The following is a 17,828-nucleotide window of genomic DNA, read 5'->3' as shown; positions in this document are numbered from 1 at the left end:
GCGCGTGACGTTGCTGCGGCTAAGGGCCAACTATCGGCACCAGGCCGCGGTCGGTCCCCCATGGCGCGCGGCCACCGGGAAGAGCGAATCGGAGCGTGACGTGCCCGAATATGCCGAAGCCATGACGGCCACGCTCTCGGCCGTCACGGATGAACTTATGGATAGGCTGAGGCAAAACCTGAGCCCGGCGCAGCTGGCCGAGCTGACTTGCCTGACTGGCGTGGAGAACCAGCGTTCTAGAGTAAACGCAGCCATGCGCCTGACGAGCCAAGGATTCAAGGAAACGTGCAGCATTGGAGGCTGAAGTGACGACGGAGTCGAACCTTGACGTGTTCCAGCAGCACCGGGGTCTGCTCTTTGGCGCGGCCTACCGGCTGCTGGGCAGCGCGGCGGACGCCGAGGACGTAGTGCAGGAGGCCTGGCTGCGCTTTGCCGAGGTGCCCCTCGAGGAAGTCCGGGAGCCTCGTGCCTACCTGCTCCGGACGGTGACCAACCTGGCGCTTAACCAGATCCGCACGCAGCAGCGGCGCCGCGAAGAGTATGTGGGCCCGTGGCTGCCCGAACCGGTCAGCACCCTGCCTGCCGCCGCTGCCGCCCCGGCGCCCGACGAAGCCGCTGTGCTGGCCGACGATGTTTCGCTGGCCATGCTGGTGGTCCTGGAACAGCTCTCACCGCTGGAACGCGCCGCCTACATCCTGGGTGAGGTCTTCGGTTATCCGGCACCGGAGATCGCCAGCACACTGGACCGCTCTCCGGCCGCGGTGCGGCAGCTGATCTCGCGCGCCCGCACCCATGTGGCCAGCCGTCAGGCGAGGAACCAGGTGGACCCGGCCCTGCACAAGCGGATTACCGAACAGTTCCTGCGCGCGGCCACCACCGGAGTGGTTGAGCCGCTGCTGGGGCTGCTGGCACCCGACGTCGTCCTCACCAGCGACGGCGGCGGGCAGAAGTCGGCGGCGCTGCGGCCTATCCTCGGGGTGGAGAAGGTGCTTCGCTTCCTGCTCGGTGTCACCAGCAAGCCCGACACCCCGGTCCAGCTGCGTGTGGCCGAGGTCAACGGGCTGCCTGCCTTGGTTGCCGTTGATGCTGACGGTGCGGTGGATACCGTGGCCAGCTTCAGGATCGACGGCGGCCTCGTCCGGGAAATCTACCTAGTGCGTAACCCGGACAAGCTTCGCCACATCCGCGTCTGACCGACGCCGCGTTCGCGTGTGGTCGACGCAGGGGGCTGCGCCTAACGGGCGTGGAGGCTCACCCGGCTCCGCTCCCCGCGCCACATCCCTACGCCGCGGCCCCACACATCCCTAAGCCGCGGCGCGGTGCCGGCACTTCCGGTGCGCCGCCTGCTTGCTGACACCCAGCACGGCGGCGATGGCCTCCCAGCTGGTGCCCTGAGCTCGGGCCCGGAGCACCCCTTGTTGACAAAAGGAATGCGCAGATATGGCCCAAACAGCGCGCCGGAAAGGGCCATATCGGCGCACTCGATCCAGAGGCAGCCCTGCGCCGGCACCAACCGCCGCACCTGGACCCATCCGCTCAGCGCAGCACCACGAAATTGGTGACCGCTGCGTCGCGCCCGTCCAGTTCGGCCCAGCTCTTGGCGTGCTGGAGCACCGTCAGGCCGGACGTCGGGTAATGAGTCGCCATGTCCATCACGGACTCCTCGTCCGAGTCCACCGACGCCAACCGCATTGCCAGATCCTGCACCGCCGGCATGTGGGCCACCACCAGCAGCGAGGTGATGGTGTCGGGCAGTTGGTTGATTTCGGACAGCACCCTCGCCCCGGGTGAGTCATACAGCTCGTCGGAGAGCATCGGCGTCGGCGCCTTCTCCCCCAGCTCGTTGCACACCCAGGTGCAGGTCTGCCGGGTACGCAGCGCCGAGGAGCACAGGATGAAGTCGGGGATGGAGTCGTGCTCCACCATCCAGCGTCCGATCAGCGGCGCCTCGTCGTGCCCGCGCTTGGCCAGCGGCCGTTCGTGGTCCTCGACCCCCAGCGGCCAAGCAGCCTTGGCGTGGCGCATGATCATCAATTTCTTCAGGTGGTGGTCGTTCACACCACGAGTGTAGTTGGCCCCTTGCCACCTCAACGGTGCGGTGCAAGGCTCGGCACATGCCTGAGCAAACACTTGAAGCGGACGTAGTGGTGATTGGTGCCGGCGCGGTCGGCGAAAACGCGGCGGAGCGCACCGCCAGCGGCGGACTGAAGACCATCCTGGTGGAAGCGGAACTTGTGGGCGGCGAATGCTCCTATTGGGCCTGCATGCCGTCCAAGGCCCTGCTGCGTCCCGGCACCTTGCTGCAGGCCGCGCGCAGCGTCCAGGGCGCCGCCCAAGCCGTGACCGGCAGCCTGAACGCAAAAGCGGTGCTGGCCCGCAGGGATTCGTTCACCTCGCACTGGGACGACTCCTCCCAGGTGGAGTGGGTGGACGGGGCCGGCATCGAACTGCTCCGCGGTACCGCCCGGCTCAGCGGTCCGCGCGAGGTGACTGTCACGGACGACGCCGGGACGCAGACGCGCATCGCCGCGCGCCACGCCGTCGTGCTGGCCACTGGATCCGCCCCGACCGTGCCGCAGGTGGACGGGTTGGCCGAGATCGACTTCTGGGGAACCCGCGAGGCAACGGCGGCGCAAGAGGTCCCGGAGAGCCTGCTGGTGCTGGGCGGCGGCGTCTCCGGCTGCGAGCTGGCTCAGGCCTACGCCCGGCTGGGTACCGATGTCACGTTGGTGGCCCGCGGTGATTTGCTGGCGAAGTTTCCCGAACCGGCCCGGCGGCTGGTGGAAGTTGGCTTGCGCCGCGACGGGGTGCGGATCCACCTGCACACCGCAACCTCCCGTGCGGATGCTCACGACGGCGGCGTCACCCTCTCGCTGACGGCGGCGGGTTCGGACGGGGAGACGGGGACGACCGACACCGTTACGGGAGCCAAGCTGTTGGTCTCCAGCGGACGACACCCGGCCCTGTCCGAACTCGGGCTTGAGGATCTGGGACTGGATCCGAAGCATCTCACCGTGGACGCCAGCGGCCGGGTCACCGGCTTGGACGGCGGCTGGCTGTACGCGGTGGGCGATGCGGCCGGCAAGGCGCAGCTGACCCACCAGGGCAAATACCAGGCACGGGCGGCAGGAAATGCGATCGCGGCCCGCGCTGCCGGCGAACTGGACGGTGATCCGGAACCATGGAGCCGCTATGCCAACACGGCCGACGACGCGGCGGTGCCTTCAGTGGTTTTCACCGATCCGGAGGTCGCCTTCGTGGGGCTGACCGAAGCCCAGGCCGGGGAACGCGGACTGAGCATCTCGACCACCGAGCTGCCGATCGCCGTCGCCGGCTCTTCGCTGTACGCCGACGGCTACCAAGGCTGGGCGCAGATGGTGGTGGACGAGGAGCGCAAGGTGATCGTGGGCATGACCTTCGCCGGCCCCGGCGTCGGCGAACTGCTGCACGCGGCGACAATCGCCGTCGTCGGCCAAATCCCGCTGGACCGTCTCTGGCACGCCGTCCCCTCCTACCCCACCATCAGTGAAGTCTGGCTCCGCCTGCTCGAAAAATACGGCCTCTAACGGAGGATCGAGGTGACGTTCCTCAAGAAGCGGAACAGCTCCCAAGGAAGGCGGCTTTAATACTTCCAAAAGCCCTCTAGGGCTTGCTAAGAGATTCGACGAGGGACCCGATCCGAGCTTGCGAGGATTGGGAGTCGAAGAGCGTTCGTTGCCGCCGTTCGGGAGCTGTTTCGCGAAGGCGAGCGGAGAGCTAGATCGAGTACTCCGGGGCAGCCCACACGACTACTTCCGGGTGCTCGTAGAACCGGTACCCCTGGCCACGCACGGTGCGCACGGTGTTGGCCAGGCGGCCCAGCTTCGACCGAAGCCGGCGGATGTGCACGTCGATGGTGCGTTCGTTCGGAACTTCCTCGGCGTTCTTCCACAGCCCGGAGAGCAGCTCTTCGCGGCCCACGGTGCGGGTGGCGTTCTCCACCAGGTAGTTGAGCAGCTCGAATTCCTTGAACGTCAGGTTCAGCGTCTCGCCGTCCAGGTGCACCTCGCGGCGGGACAGATCGATCAGCACGCCGCTCGGCCGGCTGGCATGCGAGGCCTGCTGCGGCTGGCGCTGGATCTCCACCGCCGGTGTGCGCGGACGCCGGCTGACGGTGGGGTCACCCAGGGCCTGGCGGACCACATCGATGTTCTCGCCCGGCGCGTCGGCCGGGGCCAGGGCTACGGCCCCGTGGGTCTGGGCACCCGCGGCGAGAGACTGCACGTAGGCACGGACCTGGGCGGCCAGCTTGCTCAGCGAGGTTCCCTGAGCAGCGGCGGCTTCCTCATCCAGGCCCACGTAGAGAACAAAGCCGCGGGCAACAGTGTCGTTTGAGACTGCCTGCGGGCCAGGAATTCCATTCGGGGTGACCACAGGAGTCGGCGCCGTGGTCGGATTGGCTGCACCGGCGTCGTACTGGCCCGGAACCGCACGCAGCACGCGGTAGGGCTGCTGCTCCCCCTGGTGCGGTTGCGCGCCGAACTGCGGGTGCTGTCCTGAGGCCTGACGCTGGGCGGCTGCCGCCCGGTTCTGTGCGTTACGGACGGAGATGTGGACGTATCCGGATGAAACTGACATTGAGAACCTCATGTGTGAATGGCCGTCATCGCGGCGCGAATGCATGGCATGCCCGCACGGGATGTGTATCTGGCGCCCGCCATTGGACAGTTGAATTGCCTGGATAACTCTGGGGTGGTGAGTTAGGCCTGCATTCGGCAACAGTCCGTCAGTTCGCGGGGAGACACCCCGTGACTGATGGCTGCGGCTGCAGATGCTGTTGCGTTGTTGTTCACATCCATGAGTTTCCTCGTAACAATGCTTACGTGCAAGTAATATAAGCCTGCTTATCTCACATGGTGAGACGAATCAGCATATTTGTGCGCGGGATCACACCAAACCGGGTGAATGTTTATCGGTTCAGAGCGTTACTTCAAGCTTTGATCGCATAAATATTCACGTTTCACCTGGAGGGCCGCTGAGTGAGAGCACGTAGAACGAAAACTCTTGGCTTTGCAAGGTGTCCAAAATGTGGACACACCTCGCGGGAGGGGCAGCCCCTCGGTTGGGGTTCGGGTGGTCTCCCGGGATCAGCCAGCCACGCCGTACAGCCGGTCGCCGGCGTCGCCCAGTCCGGGCACGATGTAGGCCTTCTCATTCAGCCTCTCGTCGATGGAGGCCACCACGATGGAGACGTTGGTGTCCTCCAGTTCGTCGCGCAGTGCCTGCAGCCCTTCGGGTGCGGCGAGCAGGCAGATGCAGGTCACGTCGGCGGCGCCCCGTGCGAAGAGGAACTTGATGGCTTCGCGCAGCGTGCCGCCGGTGGCCAGCATCGGATCCAGCACGAACACCTGGCGTCCGGTGAGGTCGGCCGGCAGCCGTTCGGCGTAGGTGATCACGTCCAGGGTTTCCTCATGGCGGGCCATGCCCAGGAACCCGACCTCGGCGGTCGGCACCAGCTTGGTCATGCCCTCGAGCATGCCGAGGCCGGCGCGCAGGATCGGCACCACCAGCGGGGTCGGCTTGGTGAAGGCGGTGCCGATGGTCAGGGTCACCGGTGTCTCGATCTCGACCGGCTCGGTGCGGACCTCACGGGTGGCCTCGTAGGCGAGCAGGGTCACCAGTTCTTCGGTCAGTTGGCGGAAGACGGGCGACGGAGTGGTCTTGTCGCGGAGAACGGTGAGTTTGTGGGCAACAAGAGGATGGTCCACTTCGAGAACGCGCATCCCCCAAAACTACCGGCAGCCGGATAGCAGGGACAAACACCGCGCCTGCCAGAATGGTGCCATGGGCCCAATTGATCCGCAGCATAGTCACTGGATGGGCCTTGCCCTGGACCAGGCCCGGCTGGCCCTGGACACATTCGATGTCCCGATCGGCGCGGTGGTGGTGGGGCCCGACGGCGAGGTGCTAGGTTCCGGACGCAACGAGCGGGAAGCGCTCCACGACCCCACCGGACATGCCGAAATGGTGGCCATCCGAGAGGCTGCGCGAAAGCTCGGAACCTGGCGGCTGGACGGCTGCACCCTGGTGGTCACTCTTGAACCGTGCGCCATGTGCGCCGGCGCCATTGTGCTGGCCCGGATCCCGCAGGTGGTCTTCGGCGCCTGGGATGAGAAGGCCGGCGCCGCCGGAAGCGTCTTCGACATCCTGCGGGAACGGCGGTTGAACCACTGGGTGGAGGTGTACCCGGAGGTCCGGGCCGAGGAATCGGCCGCCATGCTGCGGGGCTTCTTTGCCAGCCACCGCGGCGATCTCCGGCTCTGACGCAGCCGTCCCGCCTGGCCGTTTTGGGGCTCAGGGCCAACAACGGGTAAAGTTGTCGCGTTGGTGACGTGTCCGAGCGGCCGAAGGTGCAACACTCGAAATGTTGTTTGGTGTAACAGCCAACGTGGGTTCAAATCCCACCGTCACCGCCACAGAAAACCCCCGGCAATCCGGGGGTTTTCTTCATTCCTGGGAGAGGCGTGGTGCATCTATCGTGCAGACTCCGGCGGCAACGCCTACGTCTTTGTTTATGTGGGATTTGTTGGGGTAGCGCATCGCCGATCCCCGGCACCGCCCGGCGGAACAACTTCCGTCCCCGAGACGGTAATGGCCTACGCCGAAGCAGCAGAAAAACGAGGCTGGTTCGGACTAAGGGTTCAGGGCATGAGAACACCGATCCAAAGGGACGTCGTTGTCTCTTACAAGCGAAAGTGCTGAAGTTCGCTAGGACGTTGGCTGGCGAGCAGCAGGAGTCTTGCGGCCTTCTTACGCGATCCGCTCGAGCACGTACGTGGGCCTGCTGCTTGCCCCCTTCGAGTCGCTCCGCGCCAGACTAAACCGCTGTGCTTCTTCGAGCTGCGCGCCTGAAACCTCTCAGCAGGCGCTGAAGAAACGTTGAAGGACCATCTTTCCGAAGTTTAAGGCGGACACGGGGACGCGCTCATCAACGCCGTGGAACATGGCAGGGAAGTCAAAGGAGCTTGGCAGCTGCAAGGGGACGAAGCCGTAGCATTTCATCCCGAGGCGTGCGAAGTGCTTGGCGTCGGTTCCGATGGGAAGGCAGGTGGGTACGGTCGATGCGTGAGGATCTTCGGCTGCCAGCGACTTGATTATTGCATCGGGAACGGGGCCCGTGAACGAGGTTTCGAGAGCCCTGTTGTGGAATACCGTTTGGACTTCCACGAGGTCGCCGAGCAGGTCCTCGATATCCTGGTAGAACTCCGTTTCGTATCCTGGCACGAAGCGCCCATCTATGAGCGCCTCGGCCTCAGGAGGGACGACGTTGTGCTGTAGGCCGGAGTGCAGTTCCGTGGCGTTGTATGTGTTCCGCAACGTTGGGACCAGCAGTTTCGCGAGGGGACCGGTCCGGTTGAGAGCTGATTCTGCGTCATCAGTGTGGTGCCACCTCTTTGCTGCATCTATAAGGGCGGCCGTGCTGTTACACGGCATCAGACCAAAGTCGTGGTGCTCCAGACGTTGTATTGCCTCAGTCAGCCTGACGATCGGATTTTCGGTGTGGCGCATGGACCCGTGACCCCCCGGGCCCCGGGCCACTAGCCGCAGCCAGCCAATGCCTTTTTCACCTGACTGCACCAGATAGGCGCGGCGGCCCGGTGCGAATTCGTGGCTGAAGCCGCCGGCTTCCCCGACTGCCTCGGAACATCCTTCAAACAAATCAGAGTGATCTTCTACCAGCCATCCGGCGCCTGCGGACCCTCCGAGCTCTTCATCGGCCACGAAAGCCAGAACGATGTCCCGCCGGGGGCGCCAACCGCTGCCGAGAAGCTGGCGCAGGGCAACCAGCGTCATTGCTGCCATGTTTTTCATGTCCACGGCGCCACGGCCCCAGACGTACCCGTCTCGGATCTCGCCGGCGTACGGTGGTAGTTGCCAGGCACCGGGGTCTGCCGGAACCACATCGAGGTGGATATGGACCAGCAGTGCGGGCGCTCCGCTGTCGGTACCTTCGATTCGTGTGATCACGTTCGTGCGACGGGGTTGTTGCTCGAGCAAGCTGCTTTGCAGGGACGCAGAGGATAGCTCTTCCGCGACTTGTTCTGCGATACCGCGTTCCAGCCCGCCGCGGGCAGATGAGTCGTAACGAATAAGTTTTGAGCACAACAGAGCGACTTCATTGGACTCATCCACGCCCGACTCCGAAGAAGGGCCGGTGGCGGCTGGGGACAAGGGCGTTGTCATCGTCAGCTTCTTCCTCAGCGGGAGAGGACGGTCAGCTGTTTCGAACGACGACCGCCCCTCATGCAACGTTCAATATCTTGACGATACGTTCACCAGAGTGGACCATTGGGGGATGAAACTCAACCCCCAAGATGTTGCCGTCGGAGCCGATCTCTCCGGCGTAGAGGACCAGGCCGAGCGAGCCATGACGGCGGTGGGGGCGTTGGTGCTGCAATTGCGAAGGGATGCCGGGGTCAGCATAGGTGGCTTGGCTGCGGCAGCCGACCTTAGCCCTGGACTGCTCAGCCAAATCGAGCGAGGCCAGGGCAATCCGTCCCTGACTACCCTGATCAAGTTGTCTCAAGCCCTCAAGGTTCCGGTGGGACGCTTTTTTAACACGGAGGGCCAAGGCGGGGCGCTCGTGAAGCGCGATGACAGGCGGCGGCTTGAAGTCGCCGAGGACAACTTGGTTTATGAGCTTCTTACTCCTCACATGCATGGACAACTCGGCCTGCTGAGGGCCCAGCTAGCGGCGGGCTGGGACAACGAGGATGCCCCGTTCAGGCACGCCGGCGAGGAGTGCGTGACAATACTGCGGGGCCAACTGTACGTCTGCGTAAATGGTGTGGGTTACGACCTTGCGGAAGGGGATTCGTTGACGTATGACTCTTCGCTGCCGCACTGGTATCGCAACTCAACATCAGAAGATGCGGTTGTCATTGGCGCAATGACACCGCCATCCTTCTAGCTGGCCGGCAGCCTTTCCTCATCAAGCAGAAATGAGACGACCGTGACGTTTTCGATCACTGCCCGCTGTTCGCGTACCGGCATGACCGGCGTGGCGGTTTCCACTGCTGTACCGGCCGTGGGAGCTATCTGTAGCTTCGGTGGGCCAGGGATAGGCGCCATCGCCACCCAGTCTTGGGTTAATCCTTATTTGGGCATAGACGGCCTGGGTTTGCTGCGACGAGGCTTAAAGGCGGGTGAGGTTCTAGAACAACTGATCAGCCAGGATCCCGGCCGGGACATGCGGCAGTTGGGAATCGTGGACGGCCATGGCGGCGCAGTGGCTTTTACCGGCCCCGACTGCACCGAATGGGCCGGGCACTTGACCGGAGACGGCTACAGCATCGCGGGCAATATGCTGACAGGCGGTGTGACCCTTGAGGCGATGAGGGACAGCTTCGAGTCCAACGAAGAGAAGGACCTGCCGGAGCGGCTGGTGTCAGCCCTGGAAGCCGGTCAGGCCGTGGGCGGGGACAAGCGGGGCCGGCAGTCCGCAGCAGTAAAGGTGTATGCGGCAGAGGAGTACCCCTACCTGGACCTGCGGGTTGACGAACATCCGGATCCGGTGTCAGAGCTGCGGCGGGTCTACGAGGTGGCCAGGCGCCAGCTCCTGCCCTTCATCAGAATGATGCCCACCCGTCAGGACCCCATCGGTGGCCACGACGAGGCCGTCGAGAAGTTTATTCTGCTGTCACCCGAGGAGCGGGCGAACCAGCAATAAACCCAGCCGGACTTGGGCGCAGGGTTCCTTCCCTTCAAATAAATGAACAAATCGTATCCATAGTATTGACAGTGTCCGCTAAGCGCACCAATACTGAGGGGACTTGGTCAACGTCGCAACGAACGTCGCAACGGTAGCCGCCGTTCATCCGACGCCCACGTCAGGGCTCATGAAAGGCACCCTCCTCATGGATAGAACGAAGCGGTGTCGGCGCCTGGCACAGATGGGTATCGTTGCGGCGACGCTGATGCTAACTACAACACTGAGCGCCTGCGGTGGAGGCGGGGCGTTGGGCGGCGGCGGCGCCGAGAGCAACAGTTCGGGCCCGATAAAGGTCGGCATGCTGCTGGACCAGACCGGCGACCTCGCTCTTGCTGGTAAGCCGATGCAGCGGTCCGCGCAAATGGCCGTCGATGACGTCAACGCTAACGGCGGGGTGTCAGGCCGCAAGCTTGAGTTGGTCAGTTATGACCCGCAGTCGGATAACGGCAAGTATGCCCAGTACGCCAACCAGTTGGCTGGACAGGACCAGGTCGACGTCATCATGGGCGGCATTACCAGTGCCTCCCGCGAGGCGGTCCGTCCCGTCGCGGACCGCACCAAGACCCTCTACATCTACAACGAGCCTTACGAGGGTGGCGTATGTGACAAAAACACGTTCCTCAACGGTGCAACCCTGGACCAGACCATCTCGCCTCTGATGCCTTGGGGTATCAAAAAGTTCGGGCCCAAAGTTTACGTTGTCGCGGCTGACTACAACTTCGGCCACAATGCGGCCAAGTGGGTCCAGCAGCTGACCACAAAGGCCGGGGGAACCGTGGTCAACACCGAATTCGTGCCGCTGAACGTGTCAGACTTCAACTCCATCATCAACCACATCCAGGCTGCGAAACCGGACATCGTCGCCTCGATGCTGGTCGGCACCAACCACGTGGCCTTCTACCGGGCCTATGCCTCAGCGGGCCTGAATGAGGACACCCCCATCCTGTCCGAAACGTTCGGCCTGAGCAGCGAGCAGGTCGTCTTGGACCCGAAGGAATCGCATAACGTCTTCGTTGCCGCGTCCTATTACGCGGCCTTGGACCGGCCGGAGAACGCGGCGTTCAAAAAGCTCTGGCATAAAACCAACGGCGCGGACTACCAGGAGCCGACCGCTCAGGATATCGACGTGTGGAACGGCATCCACATGTACGCCGAAGCGGTAAAGAAGGCCGGAACAACCGACCGCGCCAAAGTTACCGAGGCCCTCGAGAGCGGCATCACCTTCAACGGTCCAGGAGGAACGGTGAGCGTCGATCCCAAGACGCATCACACCGTCTTCGACGTGAGCATCGCCCAGACCAACAACAAGCAATCCTTCGACATCGTCAACACCACGCCTCAGGTCAAGCCGGCATGGGAACAGTCCGTTTGCGACCTCCAGGCCAAGCCCGAAGTCAACAAGCAGTTCAGTCTTCCCTAATAATGCACCCCAGCCGAGCGGAGCCGGCCTCCGGGCCGGCCCCGGCAGGAGCCTCCCATGGATCTCTCCCAGGTCGCTGCCATAGCCCTCTCCATCGCAAACAGCATCGCGCTGCTGATCATCATTTCGGTCGGTCTGGCCGTCATTTTCGGGATGATGGGTCTTATCAACATGGCCCACGGTGAATTCCTCATGCTTGGGGCCTACCTGACTGTCACGTTCTACCGCCTGGGGATCGGTTTCTGGTTCGCCGCCATCCTGGGATCGCTGTCGGTCGGTGTCTTCGGCATCATTATGGAGCGTTGCCTGATTCGGTTCCTGTACGGCCGTTTGGCCGCCATGATGCTCGCAACCTGGGGCCTCAGCCTAATCATGATCCAGGTTGTCACGCTGATCTTTGGCACCAGCACCCAATCCCTGCCGACCCCCTTGGGCTCATTCAAGATCGGCGACTATTCCTTCTCGGAGTACTTGATCGTTGTCGACATAGCCGCGCTGGTCATGCTGGCGCTCGTATATATCGTCTTCACCAAGACCCGGTACGGGATCATGGCGCGCGCCGCCACGCTTGACCCCACCATGGCTTCAGCGATCGGCGTCGACGTGCGCCGGCTCAACATGCTCACGTTCGGGTTCGGAGCCGCTCTTTCCGGCCTCGGCGGCGCCCTGCTCTCCGCCCTGGCCGGAGTGGTGCCGACCTTCGGCCAGCAGTATGTCGGCAACGCCTTCATGACCGTCATCTCCGGAGGCGCCGCCCCACTGACCGGCACCGCCTCCGCCTCCGCCCTGCTTGGCGGCATCCAGGGCATCGTGTCCAACGTCTCCACGGCCTTCTTCGGATCCATCGCACTGCTGCTGGTAGCCATAGTCCTGCTTCGTTTCATGCCCAACGGCATCAGCGGCAAGTGGGGCCGGCGGTTCTAGAGAACCGGACCTCACCTTTCCTGCCCACGAGAGGCCATCATGAATTATCTGCTCGACAAGACCAGAACACTGCCCGGCCGCATCTGCCTGACCGTCCTTGCGGTCATTGCCGCCTACGCCGTCGCCGCAGCCTCGTCCGCTTTCCTGGCCCAGCAGTGGGCGCTGTGGATCATCTTCGGCCAGTTGGCGGTTAGCCTGACCTTCGTGTGGGGATACGGCGGCATCTTCAGCTTCGGACAGGCGGCGCTCTTCGGGATTGGCGCCTACGCCTACGGGGTCTGCTCGATCAACATTTCTCCGATAACCGGCGAAACGTTCTCCTCGCTAGTGCTGGCCGGAATAGTAGCGGCGGTGTTCGCCCTGTTCCTCGGCTACTTCATCTTCTACGGCAATGTCGGTGAACTCTACGTCGGCATCATCACCCTGGCGGTGACACTGGTTCTCCTGACCTTCATGTCCAGCACCGGATCCCCGGAATATCACATCGGCTCGGCGCTGCTTGGCGGCTACAACGGCATGAGCGGCATCCCGGCCCTCGGCACGCTGTCCTCTCCCCTGAACGCCGGCTTCCAACTGATCTTCGTCGTCGCCCTGGCAGCCCTCATAGTCTTCGTGCTGGACCTGCTGCTGCGCCGGCCGTTCGGGCGCTCCATGGTAGCCGTGCGCGACAACGAACTGCGCTCCCAGCTTCTGGGCTACGACGTCCGGCGCATCCGCCTGACCGCTTTCACCCTCGGCGGCCTGATCGCCGGCCTTGCCGGCGGCGAACTCGCCGCGTGGGGACAGTTCACCAACCCTGCCGTGTTCAGCCTGCAACAGGCAGCTCTGGTCATCATCTGGGCCCTCGTCGGCGGCCGCCGCTCCCTCTTCGGCGCCTTCATCGGCGCCATCGTCATCCAGGAGATCCAAACCGTCATGGGCGGCACCGGCGGGGATCTCACCCCCCTGGTCCTAGGCGCAATCATGATTCTGGTCGTTCTCCTGGCCCCCGAGGGGATCATGGCCGCCGTCTTCGCCGGCCTACGGCGGCTGGGTCTGCGGGTCGGCCGCCAGCCCTCCGTCTCCCGAGCCCGGCCCAGAGACCTGGCCGAACACCGCCCCGCCAGCGCAGGGGAACTCGTCACGACCAACGTCACAAAATCCTTCGGCGGCGTCCACGCAGTCAAGGACGTCTCGGCCGTCTTCCACCCCCGCACCATCACATCGCTGCTGGGGCCCAACGGCGCCGGTAAAAGTACCTACTTCGGCCTCCTCATGGGCCGGCACACAGTGACTTCCGGCAAAATCCTTTTGGACGGGCGCGATATTACCCACCTGCGGCCGCACCGGCGCGCGCACCTGGGGCTCGGCATCAAGACGCAGGTACCTAGCGTCTACAACGAGTTGAGCATCCGGGAAAACATCTGGCTTGCCGCCTACGCCAAAAAACGCCACGCCACGGAGTCCGATGCCGTCACCGACGCGGTCCTGAAAGACTTCGGCCTCGTGGAACGCCACGACACCATGGTCGGCGATCTGGCGCACGGCCAACGGCAGTGGCTCGAAATCGCCATGGTGGTCGCCGGACACCCCGAAGTTGTCCTGCTGGATGAACCAACAGCGGGCATGACTAGGGACGAAACCACACGGACAGTCCGTTTGGTCCACAGGCTGGCTGAAGGGGCAACCGTTGTGGTGGTCGAGCACGACATGGACTTCGTCCGCCAGCTCGACTCGGACGTCATCATGCTCCATCAGGGCGAAGTGTTCCGGCGCGGCACCATCGAAGAGCTCCGCAGCGACGAACAAGTACTGGACATCTACCTGGGCCGGGCGGTCATCAATGCTTCAGATACATGAGGTCTACGCCGGATACGGCCGCACCCCGGTGCTGCACGACATCACTGCAGAGGTCGCCGAAGGGGAGCTGGTCGCGCTGCTCGGACGAAACGGCGTAGGGAAGACCACGCTCCTACGCACCATCGTCGGCGAGATCGCAGCCAGCGCTGGCGAGATCCAGATAGCGGGACGGACCGTGACTAAGCTCAGGTCCCACCAACGTGCCAGGGCCGGAATCGCGTACGTACCGCAGGGTCGACAGATTTTTTCCGACCTGACGGTGCTGGAGAACCTACGTGTGGCCGGATACGCCTCGCGAAAGCCCGGATGGCAGGACATCGTCGACGAACTGCTGGAGCAGTTCCCCATCCTGAAAGAAAAATCTGAGCAAACCGGCGCGTCGCTTTCCGGCGGCCAGCAACAGATTCTCGCCCTGGGCAGGGCTTTGGTCACCAGACCGGACCTCCTTCTCTTGGATGAGCCTTCGGAGGGAATTCAGCCCTCCATCGTGCAGCAAATCGCCAGGGAGATCAAAGACATTAATAGCCGTCGCGGCATCACCGTTGTGATAGTCGAGCAGAACCTGGAGTTCGCCGCCTCAGTCGCAGACGTTGCCTATGTCATGGATAAAGGGCGGATAGTGCGCAAGCTGGCAACCGATCATCTGCTGACCGATGTCTCCCTCCAACACGAACTCCTAGGCGTCTAGCACCAAGGGCGTTGGTGGAGCAGATGACCGGCCCTAATACAGCGGTAACAGAGCCGGTTGCAACGGCCGCTGCGGCGACGCGATGTTCGACGAATCGCCTGATCTAGGGACTTTGAGGAAGCCCGTGATCACCCGCGGCGACGTACTAGAGGCAGTGAGTCGCACCAGCGGCTACGTGAGGCGCACACCACTGTTGCGCGCCGGCACGGCGGCTGCGCCGCTGTGGTTGAAGTGCGAGTTCATGCAGCACACAGGTGTTTTCAAGGCGCGTGGCGCCTTCAACCGTCAGCTCGCCGCCCGGGAGCGCGGGGAACTCGACCCCAGTGTCGGCGTGGTCACCGCGTCCGGCGGCAATGCGGGTCTTGCAAACGCCTACGTCGCGGCGGCACTGGGAGTCCCGGCCACGGTGTTCGTGCCGGAGACAGCCCCGCGCGTGAAGGTCGAGCGTCTCCTCGCCTACAACGCAATCGTCCGTCAGGTTGGTGCGGAATACGCCGAGGCGTACACGGCGGCGTTGCAGTATGCAGAAGCGAGCGGTGCATTGTTCTGCCATGCCTATGACCAGATCGAGATAGCCGCCGGCGCAGGCACGGTTGCCGAAGAGATCCTTCAGGACGAGCCCACCGTCGAGACAATTCTCGTCGCCGTCGGCGGGGGCGGACTGTATGCAGGCGTCGCCGCGGCAGCAGAAGGCCGGGCGCGCGTCGTCACGGTCGAGCCACGCAACGCGCCTACCCTGCACGCGGCGCTTGAAGCCGGCCATCCGGTCGATGTGCCAGTTTCCGGCATTGCCGCGGATTCTCTGGGTGCCCGCCGGGTGGGCGAAATTGCTTTCGGCATGGCCTCCCGGGTTCCGCCGGCCTCGGTGCTCGTGGACGACGCCGCGATCGTCTCCGCTCGTTCGCAGTTGTGGACCGAATACCGCATCCCCGCCGAGTACGGCGCTGCAGCGGCTCTTGCTGCGCTCACCTCGGGCGTCTATGTGCCCGGCCAAGGGGAACGCATAGCAGTCATCATCTGCGGAGCCAACACCGATCTGCGCACGCTGGAGAACCTTCCCGCCTCAGGTGTCAGAATGGAGCCAGGCTAGGGCCAGACCGTCTCAGCCACGATGCGTGCGCCGTAGGATCGAATGCTTGCGCCGTGATCGATAGGCTAGTCTCGCAAAAACCAGCTAAGAATGATCGGCGCCATTACTGCGACTGTGCAGGCAGCCAGGCCGAGCAAGATCCGGAGGGCTGAAGCCGAAGGTGTTTGATGTTGCCGGCGACACCTGTGTGAGAGTTTGAGGGCGCCAAACCCAGTCGCTCCTAGCGCGGACCAGAGGACATCACAGAAACCCGCTGAGGACCCCGCGTTTTTCTTGATTGCGCAGGCTGGCAACAGCGGTTGGTGGATGGGAAAAGTTTAAACTGGCAGGGTGGCCCCGGAATCAAGCACCTTCGCCGGCACTCTGGACCGCGCCGTAGCCACACTGGATCCGGGGTACTTCGCTTTGGTGATGGGCAGCGGAATCGTATCGATCGGCTTGGACTTCCAGGGCTTCGCCGTCGCCTCCCTGGTGCTGCTCACAATCTGCGCCGCCGGTTACTTGCTGATCCTTTGGCTGCACCTGCTGCGCTTCGTTCGCCACCGCCAGCAGTTCTTCGATGACTTCACCGATCCGGGCCGCGGTTTCGGTTTCTTCACCTTTGTGGCGGGGACCAACGTCCTCGGCATCCGGTTGGCCTTGGAAGGCCAGATTTTCTGGACGGCGATCCTGCTGATTCTGGGTTTCGTAGCCTGGCTGCTGCTGGGCTACGTGGTCCCGTGGACCGCTGTGCTGGGCCGAACCGCCCGGCCCGTGGTGGCCACAGCGAACAGCACCTGGTTCATTTGGGCGGTCGCTAGCCAGTCCTGCGCTGTTGCGGTCGCCATCTTGGAACCGATGCTGCCTCGCATCCGGGACGAGCTTGCAGTGGTCGCCGTCTTCTCGTGGTCGATCGGGATTTTCCTTTACGCTGCAGCCGGAGTCGTTGTTGCCCTGCGCATGATGCTCTACGAACTCAAGCCCGTCGATCTCACCCCGACCTACTGGGTTTCGATGGGCGCCATGGCCATCGCCGTCGTCGCCGGCGCGCAGATTGTGGAGATGGAAAGCACACCGATCGTCGATGCCACGCGCGGGCTGGTGGGAGGCGTGGCTGTGGTCTGCTGGGCATTTGCCACCTGGTTGATTCCACCGCTGATCGCCGCAGGTTTCTGGCGTCATGCGGTACGGAAAATTCTGCTCTCATATGAGGCGAGCTGGTGGAGCATCGTTTTTCCCTGTGGCATGTATGCGGTCGCTTGCCTCACACTCGGACAGGCCGACCACCTGCCCATCGTCGGCGCAATCGGTGCCGCATGGCTGTGGGTGGCGTGCGCAGTCTGGCTACTGGTCTTCGCTGCAATGTGCCGACACCTCTGGCGCACCTTGGTCCGGTGGCAACGCGCGTAGCCTTGGCCCATAAAAATCCGCGGGTACAGGAAATACAGAACGAGCCAACCCAGCCAGGTCGGGTCGCTTCGGTGTACACCGCCTACTGGGACGAGTACGACTGGAACTGACTGAAGCACCAGTAAACATCAGGAAAGAGCCCGGCTGGGACCAAGCATATACGGGAGAAGTGTTGTTGTTGGTTCTTGGGTCACACCGGCCGGAATCCGGTAATGCCGAACCTTTCGTTGCCGAGGTCGCGGATGACACGAGCAAGCTGCGTTTTGAGTTGCTCCATCTCGCCGTCCGCGCCCAAAAGCTCTTGCTCCAACCGCGCCACGTGCCGAAAAACCTCCACTCCTCGTTCGGTGATGCTCACCCGTTGCTGGCGCAGGTCGTTCTGACTGCGAACGCGGGATATGTAGCCGGTCGTTTCCAGCCGCCCCACCGTCTTGCCCATGGTCTGCGGCTCCACCCGCACCTGCTTGGCCAGCTTCGCCTGAGTCATCTCCCCTTCCATGGCCAGGATCTCCAGGACAATGGCTCCGGCGTGGGTCAGGCCGACAGAAGCCAGATGTTCGTTCCACCTGTATTCGACGAGTCTGGCTGCTGTGGACAAAAGCCGGGGTATGGGCCAAGTGGAAAGATCAGGCATAAGGAATTATAAGCAAACTTATTATTCAACAGTCAACGGTTCACCTGACAAACAGCCTCGGCACAACTAAAACCGCGGGGCCACGCTTCACTG

The 17,828-nt window shown here is 63.4% G+C and carries 17 protein-coding genes and 1 tRNA gene; 13 read left to right on the top strand and 5 right to left on the bottom strand.

The genetic code is table 11. From position 1 onward, the window contains the following. Positions 1–4: 4 nt before the first annotated feature. Together AC5RWX_RS09320 and AC5RWX_RS09315 are read left to right on the top strand one after the other, a co-directional pair. Positions 5–304 carry a carboxymuconolactone decarboxylase family protein gene (locus AC5RWX_RS09320; RefSeq protein WP_494097279.1) on the top strand — a complete coding sequence of 100 codons (300 nt, stop codon included), beginning with the start codon at positions 5–7 and terminating at the stop codon, positions 302–304. Between the two features lies 1 nt (position 305). Next, entirely contained in the window at positions 306–1,193 is an 888-nt protein-coding gene (locus AC5RWX_RS09315; RefSeq protein WP_493957371.1) for an RNA polymerase sigma-70 factor, read from the top strand. 343 nt (positions 1,194–1,536) lie between these two features. Here AC5RWX_RS09315 and AC5RWX_RS09310 read toward each other — a convergent pair whose 3' ends face one another. Next, positions 1,537–2,058, bottom strand: a complete 522-nt coding sequence (locus AC5RWX_RS09310) for a SixA phosphatase family protein (protein WP_493944466.1) — start codon at positions 2,056–2,058, stop codon at positions 1,537–1,539. Between the two features lie 56 nt (positions 2,059–2,114). Between AC5RWX_RS09310 and AC5RWX_RS09305 the strand changes: the two genes are divergently transcribed. Continuing rightward, positions 2,115–3,566, top strand: coding sequence for a dihydrolipoyl dehydrogenase family protein (locus AC5RWX_RS09305; protein WP_493944467.1), 1,452 nt, complete (start codon positions 2,115–2,117; stop codon positions 3,564–3,566). A 190-nt stretch (positions 3,567–3,756) separates the two neighbouring features. Here the strand turns inward: AC5RWX_RS09305 and AC5RWX_RS09300 are convergent, their stop codons facing one another. Continuing rightward, positions 3,757–4,617 carry a winged helix-turn-helix domain-containing protein gene (locus AC5RWX_RS09300; RefSeq protein WP_493944468.1) on the bottom strand — a complete coding sequence of 287 codons (861 nt, stop codon included), beginning with the start codon at positions 4,615–4,617 and terminating at the stop codon, positions 3,757–3,759. 509 nt (positions 4,618–5,126) lie between these two features. After that, on the bottom strand, positions 5,127–5,762 hold the full coding sequence (gene upp / locus AC5RWX_RS09295; protein ID WP_493941123.1) for a uracil phosphoribosyltransferase: 636 nt from the start codon (positions 5,760–5,762) through the stop codon (positions 5,127–5,129). A gap of 61 nt (positions 5,763–5,823) precedes the next feature. Between upp and tadA the strand changes: the two genes are divergently transcribed. Then, entirely contained in the window at positions 5,824–6,303 is a 480-nt protein-coding gene (gene tadA / locus AC5RWX_RS09290; protein WP_493944469.1) for a tRNA adenosine(34) deaminase TadA, read from the top strand. Positions 6,304–6,365: 62 nt separating this feature from the next. Beyond that, a tRNA-Ser gene (locus AC5RWX_RS09285) sits at positions 6,366–6,455 on the top strand. Positions 6,456–6,897: 442 nt separating this feature from the next. Here the strand turns inward: AC5RWX_RS09285 and AC5RWX_RS09280 are convergent. Continuing rightward, entirely contained in the window at positions 6,898–8,172 is a 1,275-nt protein-coding gene (locus AC5RWX_RS09280) for a M20/M25/M40 family metallo-hydrolase (RefSeq protein ID WP_493941125.1), read from the bottom strand. A gap of 163 nt (positions 8,173–8,335) precedes the next feature. Here AC5RWX_RS09280 and AC5RWX_RS09275 point away from each other — a divergent pair, with 163 nt between their 5' ends. The 8 genes from AC5RWX_RS09275 (at position 8,336) to AC5RWX_RS09240 (ending at position 17,101) form a co-directional block, all read left to right on the top strand. Further along, positions 8,336–8,950: a helix-turn-helix domain-containing protein gene (locus AC5RWX_RS09275; RefSeq protein WP_493941126.1), complete on the top strand. Its 615-nt coding sequence runs from the start codon at positions 8,336–8,338 to the stop codon at positions 8,948–8,950. A gap of 42 nt (positions 8,951–8,992) precedes the next feature. Further along, positions 8,993–9,709, top strand: coding sequence for a DUF1028 domain-containing protein (locus AC5RWX_RS09270; protein WP_493941127.1), 717 nt, complete (start codon positions 8,993–8,995; stop codon positions 9,707–9,709). A 247-nt stretch (positions 9,710–9,956) separates the two neighbouring features. Further along, positions 9,957–11,171 (top strand): transporter substrate-binding protein, encoded by a 1,215-nt coding sequence (locus AC5RWX_RS09265; protein ID WP_494097278.1) that lies wholly within the window; start codon positions 9,957–9,959, stop codon positions 11,169–11,171. Between the two features lie 57 nt (positions 11,172–11,228). Then, positions 11,229–12,095 (top strand): ABC transporter permease subunit, encoded by an 867-nt coding sequence (locus tag AC5RWX_RS09260; RefSeq protein WP_493941129.1) that lies wholly within the window; start codon positions 11,229–11,231, stop codon positions 12,093–12,095. Between the two features lie 39 nt (positions 12,096–12,134). Next, a complete protein-coding gene (locus AC5RWX_RS09255; RefSeq protein WP_493941130.1) occupies positions 12,135–13,934 on the top strand; it encodes an ABC transporter permease subunit in 1,800 nt (599 codons plus the stop codon). Next, positions 13,918–14,622, top strand: coding sequence for an ABC transporter ATP-binding protein (locus AC5RWX_RS09250; protein ID WP_493941131.1), 705 nt, complete (start codon positions 13,918–13,920; stop codon positions 14,620–14,622). Before AC5RWX_RS09255 ends, AC5RWX_RS09250 begins: the two co-directional genes overlap by 17 nt. A 124-nt stretch (positions 14,623–14,746) precedes the next feature. Further along, positions 14,747–15,712 carry a threonine/serine dehydratase gene (locus tag AC5RWX_RS09245; RefSeq protein WP_493941132.1) on the top strand — a complete coding sequence of 322 codons (966 nt, stop codon included), beginning with the start codon at positions 14,747–14,749 and terminating at the stop codon, positions 15,710–15,712. A gap of 330 nt (positions 15,713–16,042) precedes the next feature. Then, positions 16,043–17,101 (top strand): tellurite resistance/C4-dicarboxylate transporter family protein, encoded by a 1,059-nt coding sequence (locus AC5RWX_RS09240; protein WP_493944471.1) that lies wholly within the window; start codon positions 16,043–16,045, stop codon positions 17,099–17,101. A gap of 190 nt (positions 17,102–17,291) precedes the next feature. On the opposite strand, the gene AC5RWX_RS09235 is transcribed toward AC5RWX_RS09240, so the two are convergent. Beyond that, the gene (locus AC5RWX_RS09235) at positions 17,292–17,699 is read right to left on the bottom strand and encodes a MarR family winged helix-turn-helix transcriptional regulator (RefSeq protein ID WP_493941134.1); all 408 of its coding nucleotides are present in this window, start codon (positions 17,697–17,699) and stop codon (positions 17,292–17,294) included. Between the last annotated feature and the right edge of the window lie 129 nt (positions 17,700–17,828).

The sequence above is a fragment of the Arthrobacter sp. SPT-J7 genome, from assembly GCF_059089965.1.
Note: the sequence above shows the minus strand (reverse complement) of the source record. Positions and strands in the feature narration are given on the sequence as shown.

Coding starts and splice junctions, on each gene's coding strand:
- AC5RWX_RS09260 (WP_493941129.1), top strand. CDS start 11,229: ATGGATCTCTCCCAGGTCGCTGCCATAGCCCTCTCCATCGCAAACAGC.
- AC5RWX_RS09265 (WP_494097278.1), top strand. CDS start 9,957: ATGCTAACTACAACACTGAGCGCCTGCGGTGGAGGCGGGGCGTTGGGC.
- upp (WP_493941123.1), bottom strand. CDS start 5,762: ATGCGCGTTCTCGAAGTGGACCATCCTCTTGTTGCCCACAAACTCACC.
- AC5RWX_RS09275 (WP_493941126.1), top strand. CDS start 8,336: ATGAAACTCAACCCCCAAGATGTTGCCGTCGGAGCCGATCTCTCCGGC.
- AC5RWX_RS09305 (WP_493944467.1), top strand. CDS start 2,115: ATGCCTGAGCAAACACTTGAAGCGGACGTAGTGGTGATTGGTGCCGGC.
- AC5RWX_RS09255 (WP_493941130.1), top strand. CDS start 12,135: ATGAATTATCTGCTCGACAAGACCAGAACACTGCCCGGCCGCATCTGC.
- AC5RWX_RS09250 (WP_493941131.1), top strand. CDS start 13,918: ATGCTTCAGATACATGAGGTCTACGCCGGATACGGCCGCACCCCGGTG.
- AC5RWX_RS09300 (WP_493944468.1), bottom strand. CDS start 4,617: ATGTCAGTTTCATCCGGATACGTCCACATCTCCGTCCGTAACGCACAG.
- tadA (WP_493944469.1), top strand. CDS start 5,824: ATGGGCCCAATTGATCCGCAGCATAGTCACTGGATGGGCCTTGCCCTG.